This window comes from Neisseria sp. P0001.S005, assembly GCF_051963715.1.
The window spans coordinates 14363-27621 of record NZ_JBQCTZ010000032.1 but is presented as its reverse complement, the minus strand read 5'-3'; the positions used below and the strand labels follow the sequence as shown (position 1 = coordinate 27621).

Sequence of the window (13259 nt, the reverse complement as noted above, 5' to 3'; positions counted from 1 at the left end):
TTGGCACAAGTGGTACGCACCCAGATGACGCTGCCCGCATGGCACAAAAAACTCGACGACATCGTGCTGCACCCCGTCTGGGGCATGATTATGCTGCTGGTCATCCTGTTTATGGTGTTCCAAGCGGTTTACACATGGGCGGCGCCGATTATGGACGCCATCGAAGGTGGCTTTACCGCGCTGGGCGAATGGATAGGCGCCAACATGGAGCCGGGCATCCTCAGCGACTTGCTCGTCAACGGCGTCATTGCCGGTTTGGGCAGCGTGTTGGTGTTCCTGCCGCAGATTACGATTTTGTTTGCCTTTATCCTGCTATTGGAAGACTCAGGCTATCTGCCGCGTGCAGCCTTCCTGCTGGATAACATCATGGCAAAAAGCGGTTTGTCCGGCCGTTCGTTTATTCCCCTTTTGTCCAGCTTTGCCTGTGCCGTTCCTGCCGTGATGTCGGCGCGTACCATTAACGACCCGCGCGAACGCCTTGTTACCATCGCGGTTGCGCCGTTGCTGACTTGTTCCGCACGTTTGCCAGTGTATGCGCTGATTATCGCCGCTGTTATTCCTGACCGTACAGTGGGTGGGATTTTCAACCTGCAAGGCCTGACATTGTTTATTCTTTATATCGTAGGCATTCTGTCGGCTGCATTGGCAGCGTATATCATGAAACGCTTGGCGCGGATGAAAGGCAATGTGCAACAATTCCCACTTTTGATGGAATTGCCGACTTTCCGTACGCCTAACTTCAAACACATCATGACCAGCTTGTGGGATAGGGTAAAAGCCTTCCTGAAACGCGCGGGTACCATCATTTTTGCGTTGGCCGTGGTTCTGTGGGGCTTGGTAAGCTGGCCGCAACCGCCTGAAGGCGCAACCGGTGCCGCCATCGATTACAGCTTGGCAGGTACGCTTGGTCATGCTATTCAGCCGTTTTTTGCACCTTTGGGCTTTACTTGGGAAATGTGTATCGCCATGATTCCGGGTATTGCCGCGCGCGAAGTGGTCGTTGCCGCATTGGGTACCGTTTATGCCGTCAGCGCGTCGTCTGAAGATGCCGTACAAAACGCATTAATTCCCATCATACACAACAACTGGGGCTTGCCGACTGCCTTTGCCTTCTTGGCTTGGTATGTGTATGCTCCGATGTGTGCCGCGACTTTGACCGTGATTAGACGCGAAACCAAATCCACGAAAAATATGCTTATGATTACAGGCTATTTGTTCCTGATGGCTTATTTTGCCGCATTCGTGGTTTACCAAATTTCTTCAAGGATACTATCATCATGACTCAATATATTATCGTCGGCTTGATTATGCTCGCCTGCGTATTCTTCCTTTTGCGAAAATTCGTGTTCAAACCGAAAAAACGCGACTGCAGCAGCGGCTGCGGAAAATGCGGCGGTTGCGGTTAAATATTGATAACCAGAAAGAATAAAGGTCGTCTGAAAAGAGGTTTCAGACGACCTTTTTAACGCAAACCGTTATAATAACGCCCCATCCATTTACACAATACATTCATTCCATAAAGTCATGAAAACCTTGCTCCAACTCCAAAGCGCTGCACAAAATTTCGCCGACCACTATAAAAACCAAACCGACGAACGCCGTGAAAAAGACACTTTTTGGAATGAATTTTTTGCGATTTTCGGCATTGACCGCAAAAACGTCGTCCACTTCGAATATGCCGTTAAAGACCCGAGCAACAACACCCAATTTGTCGATGTCTTTTGGGAAGGCATCTTCCTGGCAGAACACAAATCCGCCAACAAAAACCTAGCCAAAGCCAAAGAACAGGCGGAGCGTTATTTGCAGGAAATCGAGCGCACCAAGCCGTCTGCCTTACCTGAATATTACGCCGTCAGCGATTTTGCCCATTTCCACCTTTATCGTCGCGAGCCTAAAGAAGGCGTAGAAAACCAATGGCAGTTCCCGTTGGAAGCATTGCCAGAATACATTACGCGCGGCGTTTTTGACTTTATGTTCGGCATCGAAGCCAAAGTCCGCCAAATTCAAGAAGAAGCCAACATTCAAGCGGCGACGGCCATTGGCAGACTGCACGATGCCTTGCAGGAAGAGGGCATTTACGAAGAACACGAACTCAGGCTCTTCATCACGCGCCTGCTTTTCCTCTTTTTTGCCGACGACAGCGCCGTTTTCCAGCGCAACTACCTCTTTCAAGACTTTTTAGAAAGCTGCAAAGAGGCCGATACGCTCGGCGACAAGCTCAATCAACTCTTTGAATTTCTCAACACACCCGACCAAAAGCGCAGCAAGACCCAAAGCGAAAAATTTCAAGGTTTCGAATACGTCAACGGCGGCCTTTTCAAAGAACGCCTGCGCACTTTCGACTTCACTGCCAAGCAGCACCGCGCCTTAATCGACTGCGGCAATTTCGACTGGCGCAACATCAGTCCAGAAATCTTCGGCACGCTCTTCCAATCCGTCATGGACGCGCAAGAGCGGCGCGAAGCAGGCGCACACTACACCGAAGCCGCCAACATCGACAAAGTCATCAACGGCCTTTTTTTAGAAAACCTGCGCGCCGAATTTGAAGCCGTCAAAGCCCTCAAACGCGACAAAGCCAAAAAACTCGCCGCCTTCTACCAAAAAATCCAAAACCTGCAATTCCTCGACCCGGCCTGCGGCTGCGGCAATTTCCTTATCGTTGCCTACGACCGCATCCGCGCCCTTGAAGACGACATCATCGCCGAAGCCCTCAAAGACAAAGCAGGCGGCTTATTCGACAGCCCGTCCGTCCAATGCCGTCTGAAACAATTCCACGGTATCGAAATAGACGAATTTGCCGTCCTTATCGCCCGTACTGCCATGTGGCTCAAAAACCACCAATGCAACATCCGCACGCAAATCCGCTTCGACGGCGAAGTCGCCTGCCATACGCTGCCGCTCGAAGACGCCGCCGAAATCATCCACGCCAACAGCCTTCGGACACCTTGGCAGGCGGCAGACTACATCTTCGGCAATCCGCCCTTTATCGGCTCGACCTACCAAACCAAAGAGCAGAAAAACGACCTCGAAAGCATCTGCGGCCATATTAAAGGCTACGGCCTGTTGGATTACGTCTGCAACTGGTACGTCAAAGCCGCCGGCATCATGGCGCAGAATCCCCAAGTTCAGACGGCATTTGTTTCCACCAATTCCATCTGCCAAGGCCAGCAGGTCGAAATCCTTTGGGGCAGCCTTTTGAACCAAGGCATTGAAATCAACTTTGCCCACCGTACCTTCCAATGGACGAGCCAAGCCGCAGGCAAAGCCGCCGTCCATTGCATCATCGTCGGCTTTAGCCGCAAACCGCAAACGTCGTCTGAAAACGGCGGCGCAAACGCTTCGGCAAATCTCGCTCTGCCCAAATACCTCTACGACTATCCCGACATCAAAGGTGAACCCCAAAAACACGCCGTAGCCAACATCAATCCTTATCTGATTGATGCGCCCGATTTGATTATTGCCAAGCGCAAAACCCAAATCAGCGGAGAAATTGAAATGGTTAGTGGCGGCAAGCCTACCGAAGGCGGCAACCTTATCCTTTCCACCGATGAAAAAGAAGCCTTGATTGCTACCGAACCATTGGTGGCAAACTACATCCGTGCCTTCTCGATGGGTAACGAATTTCTTAATGGTATCGAACGTTGGTGCATTTGGTTTAACGGCGTACCTGATGTCAAACGCAACCATGACCTGAAACAGATGCCTCAAGTCCAAGCCCGTATTCAGGCAGTCAAAGCCATGCGTGAGGCTAGTAAAGATAAGCAAACTCAAAAAGATGCTATGACTCCTTGGCTTTTCCAGCAATTACGCAATATTTCAGACGGCAATTACCTTGCCATCCCTAAAGTATCTTCTGAAAATCGCCGTTTCATTCCCATCGGCTATTTGGATTCCCAAACTATTGCCGGAGATAAGCTCTTCATGTTACCTAATGCCACTCTTTACCACTTTGGCATTCTCTGCTCCACTATGCATAATGCCTTTATGCGTACTGTTTCAGGCCGTCTGAAAAGCGATTACAGCTATTCCAGTTTAATTGTATATAACAACTTCCCCTTCCCAGAAAGCTGCTGTAAACCCAACGATGACGAAACTGCCTGTCAGGAAGCTTCGGGCAAAAAAGGCGAAACGCCAAGGCCGTCTGAAAACAATCCCCTCCGTTCCGCCATCGAAGCTGCCGCCCAAGCCATCCTTGACATTCGCGAGAAATACCGCGCCGATGCGCTTGCTAATGATCTGCCTCCCCCTACGCTCGCTGAACTTTATGCTCCCGACGCAGGCTATCCCGACCTCGTCAAAGCACACGCCGCCCTCGACAAAGCAGTAGATAAAGCCTACGGCTACAAAAAAGGTAAAAACACCGACGATGAGGCAGAACGCGTCGCCTTCCTGTTTGATCTATACCGAAAGGCAATAGAAAGCCAAAATACCAAACCGCCTAAAAAAACTAAATAAAGGCAAATGGCAAACCCGACTTGGTTTATAGCCAAACCTGATTCGCCGGAAATATCGTTTTTTTTCCCATCTCATTACTTCACAACAAAAAGGCCGTCTGAAAACCAAATTCCGGTTTTCAGACAGCCTCAATCATTCAAAACTTTCAACAAACCCTTATTTCAACGCTTCCAGCAACTTTCCGTGTATTCCGCCGAAACCGCCATTGCTCATGACCAAAATCTGGTCGCCTGCTTCGGCATTTTTCACGATTTCGGCAACAAAGGCATCGAAGTCTTTGCCGACGTGCAGCTTGCTGCCTAAAGGCGCGAGGGCTTCGGCAACGTTCCAGTCCACGCCACCGGCGTAGCAGAACACTTGGTCGGCACCTTTGAGGCTTGCGGGCAGGGCGGCTTTCATGGTGCCGAGTTTCATGGTGTTGGAACGTGGCTCGAGGACGGCGAGGATGCGGGCGTTACCGACGCGCTGGCGCAGGCCTTCGATGGTGGTTTCGATGGCGGTCGGGTGGTGGGCAAAGTCGTCGTAAACGGTGATGCCGTTTACCGTGCCTTTGATTTCCATACGGCGTTTGACGTTTTTAAATGCACTCAAAGCTTCGCAGGCCGTCTGAATATCGACACCGGCATGACGCGCGGCAGAGATAACGGCGAGGGCGTTCATGCGGTTGTGTTCGCCCATCAGTTCCCAAGCGACGTGTCCGACTGTTTCGCCGTGATGGCGTACGTCGAACGAGCCGTCGGCATGGACGGTCCCAATCTGCCAGCCTTGTTCGGTACCGAATTTTTCTACGGGTGTCCAGCAGCCTTTATCCAGAGTATCTTGCAGGCTTTGCTGCTGGCCGTTGCAGACGATGAGGCCTTCAGACGGCACGGTGCGTACCAAATGATGGAATTGGGTTTGAATGGCGCCCAAATCGGCAAAAATGTCGGCGTGGTCGAATTCTAAATTGTTCAAAATGGCGGTACGCGGACGGTAGTGTACGAATTTGGAGCGTTTGTCGAAAAAGGCAGTATCGTATTCATCGGCTTCGATAACGAAGAATGGGGATTTTGAGTTAGGGTCTTGGCGCGGAGTTTGCGGCAGACGGGCGGAAACGCTGAAGTTTTCCGGTACGCCGCCAATCAGGAAGCCTGGTGCGAGTCCGGCATATTCTAAGACCCAGGCGAGCATGGAGGCTGTGGTCGTTTTGCCGTGTGTTCCGGCCACGCCGAGTACCCAATGATGGTGCAATACGTTTTCAGCCAGCCATTGCGGGCCGGAAATATAAGGCAGGCCTTTGTTCAAAATGGCTTCAACCACATCCATGCCGCGTTTGGCAACATTACCGATAACGTAAATATCGGCTTTAAATTTGTCCAATTGAGCGGCATCAAAGCCTTCGTGTACGTCAATGCCCAAGACTTCAAGCTGGGTGCTCATCGGCGGATACATCTTTGCGTCGCAACCGCTGACTTTAAAACCTGCTTCTTTGGCAATAGCCGCTACGCCGCCCATAAATGTGCCGCCGATACCGATAATGTGGATGTGTTTCATGATAAGACTGTCTTTGGATAAATTAATTTTAAAGCCGTCATTATAACGGAGTTTGGATAAAGAAAGGGGTCGTCTGAAAAGTTAGGCAACAATAAGAATAGGAAAAAAATACGAGGAATTTGATTTTAAAAGGAGGGCATTGAGGTTTTGCAAGTATGGGATTGGGTAAGCACTACTTTGGAAAGAGTTATTTGATACGGTAAAGTCGTTCACGAAGGTCAGGTGAAGCATTACCTCAAACTCCTCCATGCTTGATAGCGTGAGGTTTTCGATAATAGGTTTACTTGGATAGACTTTAGAAAATGGGGGGTATTCAATTAATGCCGTTTGAAAAATAAGTCCTGAGCAAACCACGCTACGACTTATTTTCAGACGGCATTTGTATTCTGTATTTTGCGATTTCTATTAAAGCGCTGCTTCCGAGCGTTCACCGGTACGGATACGGATAGCTTCTTCAACCGGATAAATAAAGATTTTACCGTCACCGATTTTGCCGGAATGCGCGGTTTCTAAAATGGCATCAACAGCTTGATCGACTTTATCGGCAGCCAATACCAATTCGATTTTCACTTTAGGCAGAAAATCGACTGCGTATTCCGCGCCACGATAAATTTCCGTGTGGCCTTTTTGGCGGCCGAAACCTTTGACTTCGCTGACAGTCATGCCGGTAATGCCGATTTCGGTCAAGACTTCGCGTACATCGTCGAGTTTGAAAGGTTTGATAATAGCTTCGATTTTTTTCATATTGAGTCTCCTTGTTTGCGAAAAGGCCGTCTGAAACATTCAGACGGCCTTTGTTCCATCAAGTTCGTTCAAATTTTATTTGAGTGAACTTATTTCTTTTTCTGAGCCGGCAGGTCGGTACATACACCCAGTGCTACTTCCGCAGCCATACCGATGGATTCGCCCAGGGTTGGGTGTGGGTGGATGGTTTTACCGATATCGGCTGCATCACAGCCCATTTCAATCGCCAAGCAGACTTCACCGATCATATCGCCGCCGTTAGGACCGACGATACCGCCACCGATGATGCGGCCGGTTTCAGCATCAAAAATCAGCTTGGTAAAACCATTGTCGCAACCGTTGGCAATCGCACGGCCGGAAGCAGCCCATGGGAAGTTGGCTTTGGTGATTTTGCGGCCGGAGGCTTTGGCAGACAACTCGGTTTCGCCAACCCATGCCACCTCAGGAGAAGTGTAGGCAACGCCCGGAATAACGCGTGCGTCGAAGTAGGCTTTGTGGCCGGCGCAGTTTTCAGCGGCAACATGGCCTTCGTGAACGGCTTTGTGTGCCAACATCGGTTGACCGACGATATCGCCGATGGCGTAGATGTGCGGCACGTTTGTACGCATTTGTTTGTCAACTTCGATGAAGCCGCGGTCAGTCACAGCAACACCGGCTTTTTCAGCGCTGATCAGTTTGCCGTTAGGCGCACGACCGGCAGCTACGAGTACGGCATCGTAACGTTGTGGCTCTTTAGGCGCATTTGCACCTTCGAAGGTAACGTAAACACCGTCTTCTTTAGGCTCGACAGCAACAGTTTTGGTGTTGATCATGATGTTGTCAAAACGGTATTCGTTTTGTTTTTGCCATACTTTAACCAAGTCGCGGTCTGCGCCTTGCATCAGGCCGTCCATCATTTCAACCACATCCAGGCGAGAACCCAGAGTGCTGTAAACTGTACCCATTTCGAGACCGATAATACCGCCGCCGATGATCAACAGCTTGCCCGGTACTTCTTTCAGAGCCAGTGCACCGCTGGAATCGATGATGCGAGGATCTTCAGGAATGAAAGGCAGTTTGGTTACGCGGCTGCCTGCTGCAATGATACAGTTTTTGAAGGCAACGATTTTTTTCTTGCCGGTAGGAATCGCTTGCTCGTACACGTCGCCGGTAGTCAGCGACACTTCCAAGTGGTGCGGATCTAAGAATTGGCCGTCGCCTTGGATGACGTCTACTTTACGGCCTTTGGCCATACCGGCCAAACCGGTAGTCAAGCGGGAAACCACGCCGTCTTTGTAGCCGCGCAGCATGTCGATATCGAGTTCAGGCTCAGGGTATTTGATACCGTTGGCAGCCAAGTGGCGTACTTCATCGATAACGGCAGCATTGTGCAACAGGGCTTTGGAAGGGATACAGCCGACGTTCAAGCAAACACCGCCCAAGGTTTTGTAACGTTCAACGATGGCAACTTTCAGGCCTTCGTCAGCAGCGGCAAATGCAGCGGAATAACCGCCAGGGCCGCCACCCAATACTACTACGTCGTACTCAGCATCGGCAGAACCGCCGAATTGAGCAGCTTGAGGAGCTGGAGCAGCAGCTTTAGGGGCTTCTTGTGCAGGAGCGGCAGGCGCTTCGGCTTTAGGAGCGGCAGCCGCACCTTCGGCTTCAACGACTGCAATCAAGCCGCCTTCGGAGATTTTATCGCCGACTTTAACTTTAACTTCTTTAACGACACCCGCAACTTCGGCAGGTACGTCCATAGTGGCTTTATCGGTTTCCAAAGTAATCAGGGTATCGTCCACAGCAATGGTGTCGCCTACATTTACTTCAACCGCAATAATATCTACATTTTCGTGACCGCCAATGTCGGGCACTTTTAATTCAACTAAGCTCATGTCTAATCTTTCTGAATGATGTTCGGACTTCCTTTTTCAGACGGCCTGAGTAAAAAGGCCGTCTGAAAATGTTTGGATTACAGAGTAATGCGGCGGAAGTCTTTCAACAGGTTAGCCAGGAATACGGTAAAGCGCATACCGGCGGCACCGTCAATGACGCGGTGGTCGAAGGACAGGCTCAATGGGCACATCAGGCGAGGAGCAAATTCTTTGCCGTTCCAAACCGGTTTGATTTGGGATTTGCACACGCCCAAGATGGCAACTTCAGGAGCATTCACGATTGGCGTGAAGCCTGTGCCGCCGATACCGCCCAAGCTGGAAATGGTAAAGCATGCGCCTTGCATTTCTTGCGGTTTGAGCTTGCCTTCGCGGGCTTTTTTAGACAATTCGGTCAGCTCTTGGCTGATTTGTTTCAAGCCTTTTTGATCCACGTCTTTGATCACTGGAACAACCAAGCCGTTTGGCGTGTCGGCAGCGAAACCGATGTTGAAGTAGTTTTTCAGCACCAGGTTGTCGCCATCCAGAGAGGCGTTGAATTCAGGGAAGGCTTTCAGCGCAGAAACAGAGGCTTTAATGATGAACGCCAATGGAGACAGTTTCACGCCTTCGCGTTCCCATTCTTTGTTCAGTTGTTTGCGGAATTCTTCCAATTCGGTCATGTCCGCTTCTTCGTGTACGGTAACGTGAGGAATCACAACCCAGTTGCGAGACAGGTTTTGACCGGAGATTTTCTTAATGCGAGACAGTTCTTTAACTTCGACGCTGCCGAATTTAGAGAAGTCAACTTTAGGCCATGGCAACAAGTCCAGACCACCGCCCAAAGAGGCAGCGGCAGGTTTGCCTGCACCGCTTTGCATAACGGATTTAACGAAAGCTTTAACGTCTTCGCCCATGATACGGCCTTTCAGACCGGTACCTTTGACTTGACCCAAATCTACGCCCAATTCGCGTGCCAGTTTACGTGCAGAAGGACCTGCATGAGCTTTGGCAAATGCAGCTTCGTCAATTTTGGCAGCAGCAGGAGCAACCGGTGCAGGTGCAGCAGGTGCAGCGGCTGGTGCAGCAGGAGCCGGAGCGGCAGCCGGTGCAGGTGCGGCAGCTTGAGCGGCAGGAGCAGGGGCTGCTGCAGCAGAGCCGGCAGTTTCTACTTCGATAATGGCAGAGCCTTCGGATACTTTGTCGCCAACTTTCAGGAATACGGCTTTAACCACACCGGCTTCGGTACATGGTACGTCCATGGTGGCTTTGTCGGTTTCCAAAGTAATCAGGGTGTCGTCAACGGCAACAGTGTCGCCGACTTTAACTTCAACGGCAATAACGTCTACGTCAGAGTGGCCACCGATATCAGGTACAACAACTTGTACAGTAGCGCCACCGGCAGGAGCGGCTGCAGGCGCAGCAACTGGAGCAGCAGGAGCTTCTGCTGCAGGAGCCGGAGCGGCATCAGCAGCGGCAGCACCGGTTTCAACGGTCAGAATCACGCCGCCTTCAGAGATTTTATCGCCCACTTTAACTTTAACTTCTTTCACGACGCCGGCTGCATCAGCAGGTACATCCATAGTGGCTTTGTCGGTTTCCAACGTAATCAGAGTGTCGTCAACGGCGATGGTGTCGCCCGCTTTGACTTCTACGGCGATGATGTCGACGTTTTCATGACCGCCGATATCAGGGACTTTGATTTCTACGATACTCATTTGAGTTCCTTTAATGTTTTCAGTTGGATGCCGTCTGAAAAAAACTGTTTCACACGGCATCGGTACAGTTCGTTCAAACCATTCAAGCATTCGGTTTTCAGACGGCCTGATGTCTGAATGAAGCAAACAGGCCGTCTGAAACATCAATTAGCGTTTCCAGCTAGGAGCTAAATCGGCTTTGATACCATATTTTTCAATGGCTTGTTGAACGGTTTCTTTGCTGACTTTGCCTTGCTCTGCCAATGCGCTCAATGCAGCAACGGCAACGTTGTAGCGGTCAACTTCAAAGAAGCTGCGCAGGTTGGCACGACTGTCGGAGCGACCGAAGCCGTCAGTACCCAAGACGTGGTAGTCGTTAGGGATGTAGGCGCGGATACGGTCAGCATAGCTGCGGATATAGTCGGTAGCGGCAATAACCGGACCGTCATGACCTTGCAGTTGTGAGGTAACGAAAGGCACTTTTTCAGCTTCCAGCGGATGCAGGCGGTTGAAACGTTCTACTTCGATGGCGTCGCGGTGCAACAGGTTGAAGGACGGGCAAGACCAAATGTCTGCTTCTACGCCGAAGTCGGCTTTCAGCAATTCGGCACCGGCAATCACTTCTTGCAGGATGGTACCGGAACCCATCAATTGAACTTTCTTGTCGCCTTTGTCACCGGCTTTCAGCAAGTACATACCTTTCAGGATGTCTTGTTCCACGCCTTCAGGCATGTCAGGATGAGCGTAGTTCTCGTTCATCAGGGTGATGTAGTAGAACACGTCTTCGTTATTGGCATACATACGGCGCAGACCGTCTTGTACGATAACAGCTACTTCGTATTGGAAGGTCGGATCGTAAGAAACGCAGTTCGGGATCAAATCGGCTTGAATGTGACTGTGGCCGTCTTCGTGTTGCAGGCCTTCACCGTTCAGTGTTGTACGGCCGGCAGTACCACCCAACAGGAAGCCGCGTGCGTGCATATCGCCGGCAGCCCATGCCAAATCGCCGACACGTTGGAAACCGAACATAGAGTAGTAAATGTAGAAAGGAATCATGGCAAAGTCGTTGTTTGCGTAGCTGGTTGCAGCCGCGATCCAGTCAGCCATTGCGCCTGGCTCGTTAATACCTTCTTGCAAGATTTGACCGTCAACAGATTCTTTGTAGAACATCAGTTGGTCTTTATCTTGAGGGGTGTATTGTTGACCTTTAGGGTTCCAAATACCGTATTGGCGGAACATACCTTCCATCCCGAAAGTACGGCTTTCGTCAGGAACGATAGGTACGACGCGTTTGCCGATTTTTTTGTCTTTCAACAGGGTAGACAGAATGCGGACAAATGCCATGGTGGTTGAGAATTCACGATCACCGCTGGATTTCAGTTGAGCATCGAATGCGGACAACTCAGGCACTTCCAATACCTCTTTTGTCGGATGACGTTGAGGTAGGTAACCGCCCAAGGCTTCGCGGCGGGCGTGCAGGTATTTGTATTCTTCGCTGTCAGGAGCAAAAGTCAGGTAAGGCAGGTCGCCACTGTCGATTTGCTCGTCAGTTACCGGAATGTCAAAGCGGTCACGGAATTGTTTCAGAGACGCTTTGTCCATTTTTTTGGCTTGGTGGGCAACGTTTTGACCTTCGCCGGATGCACCCATACCGTAACCTTTAATGGTTTTCGCCAAGATTACAGTAGGTTTGCCGTCTGCGTGGTTCACAGCCCGGTCGTAAGCGTTGTACACTTTTTGAGGGTCATGACCACCACGGTTCAATGCCCAAATTTGTTCATCGGTCATATCGGCGACCAATGCTTTCAGTTCAGGTGTATTGAAGAAGTGTTCGCGAACGTATGCACCGTCTTTGGATTTGTAAGTTTGGTAGTCGCCATCCAGGCACTCTTCCATGCGTTTGCGCAGAATGCCGTCTTTGTCTTTTGCCAAGAGGCGGTCCCAACGACGACCCCAGATGACTTTCACAACATTCCAGCCGGCGCCGGCAAAGTTGCCTTCCAGCTCTTGAATGATTTTGCCGTTACCGCGTACTGGGCCGTCCAAACGTTGCAGGTTACAGTTGATGACGAATACCAAGTTGTCCAAGCCTTCGCGTGAAGCCAGAGCAATAGCACCTTGGCTTTCAGGTTCGTCCATTTCGCCGTCGCCACAGAATACCCATACTTTACGGCCTTTGGTTTTAGCCAGGCCGCGAGATTCCAAGTATTTCAGGAAGCGTGCTTGGTAAATCGCCATCAATGGGCCAAGACCCATGGATACGGTTGGGAATTGCCAGAAGTCAGGCAACAGGTGAGGGTGAGGGTAAGAAGGCAGACCTTTACCGTTAACTTCTTGACGGAAGTTGTTCAGCTGGTCTTCAGTCAGACGGCCTTCAACGAACGCGCGTGCGTAGATACCAGGGGCTACGTGGCCTTGGAAGAATACCAAATCGCCTTCTTCACCTTCGCCTTTAGCTTTCCAGAAGTGGTTGAAGCCGACTTCGTACATAGTGGCGGCTGATTGGAAAGATGCAATGTGTCCACCCAATTCCAAATCTTTTTTACCTGCGCGCAAAACGATAGCGGCAGCGTTCCAACGAACGAATGCACGGATGCGGTGTTCGATGTTTTGGTCGCCAGGGATGCCTTTTTCGTCTTCAACGGAAACGGTGTTCAAGTATGGAGTAGTGGTACCGTGAGGCATACGGATGCCTTTGTCACGGCTGTATTTGACCAAACTTTCCAGGAGATACTGGGCGCGTTCGCTGCCTTCATATTCTAAAACAGAGCTTAACGCGTCTAACCATTCTTTGGTTTCAATTGGGTCAACATCGTGTAATTGGGTGGACATAATATCTATCCTTGTGTTGAGTGTTTTTCAATGACGGAGTATTACTCCGATATTTTCGTTTGCGAACAGATATGAGTTAAAAACGAAAATTCCTAGAGTCAAATTCGAAAAAAGTTTTAATTACTGAAATATTTTCAATACGTTATAA

8 protein-coding genes are annotated in these 13259 nt (G+C 50.4%); 3 read left to right on the top strand and 5 right to left on the bottom strand.

Annotated elements, in window-relative coordinates:
- From feoB to ACTHSP_RS06510, 3 genes are all read left to right on the top strand, one after another.
- Nucleotides 1-1281 (top strand): ferrous iron transporter B (feoB, locus tag ACTHSP_RS06520; RefSeq protein ID WP_440345842.1); only part of this gene is annotated, 1281 nt, incomplete at its 5' end.
- A complete protein-coding gene (locus ACTHSP_RS06515; RefSeq protein WP_003683546.1) occupies nt 1278-1406 on the top strand; it encodes a FeoB-associated Cys-rich membrane protein in 129 nt (42 codons plus the stop codon). The genes feoB and ACTHSP_RS06515, both read left to right, overlap by 4 nt.
- 118 nt (nt 1407-1524) lie before the next feature.
- A complete protein-coding gene (locus ACTHSP_RS06510) occupies nt 1525-4455 on the top strand; it encodes a class I SAM-dependent DNA methyltransferase (protein WP_440345841.1) in 2931 nt (976 codons plus the stop codon).
- 156 nt (nt 4456-4611) lie between these two features.
- On the opposite strand, the gene mpl is transcribed toward ACTHSP_RS06510, so the two are convergent.
- From mpl to aceE, 5 genes are all read right to left on the bottom strand, one after another.
- Nucleotides 4612-5988 carry a UDP-N-acetylmuramate:L-alanyl-gamma-D-glutamyl-meso-diaminopimelate ligase gene (gene mpl, locus ACTHSP_RS06505; protein WP_440345840.1) on the bottom strand — a complete coding sequence of 459 codons (1377 nt, stop codon included), beginning with the start codon at nt 5986-5988 and terminating at the stop codon, nt 4612-4614.
- A gap of 405 nt (nt 5989-6393) precedes the next feature.
- Nucleotides 6394-6732: a P-II family nitrogen regulator gene (locus ACTHSP_RS06500; protein WP_440345839.1), complete on the bottom strand. Its 339-nt coding sequence runs from the start codon at nt 6730-6732 to the stop codon at nt 6394-6396.
- 89 nt (nt 6733-6821) lie between these two features.
- Nucleotides 6822-8606, bottom strand: a complete 1785-nt coding sequence (gene lpdA, locus ACTHSP_RS06495; RefSeq protein ID WP_440345838.1) for a dihydrolipoyl dehydrogenase — start codon at nt 8604-8606, stop codon at nt 6822-6824.
- A gap of 77 nt (nt 8607-8683) precedes the next feature.
- Nucleotides 8684-10300: a dihydrolipoyllysine-residue acetyltransferase gene (gene aceF, locus ACTHSP_RS06490; RefSeq protein ID WP_440345837.1), complete on the bottom strand. Its 1617-nt coding sequence runs from the start codon at nt 10298-10300 to the stop codon at nt 8684-8686.
- A 147-nt stretch (nt 10301-10447) separates the two neighbouring features.
- Entirely contained in the window at nt 10448-13111 is a 2664-nt protein-coding gene (gene aceE / locus ACTHSP_RS06485) for a pyruvate dehydrogenase (acetyl-transferring), homodimeric type (protein WP_440345836.1), read from the bottom strand.
- Nucleotides 13112-13259 lie beyond the last annotated feature (148 nt).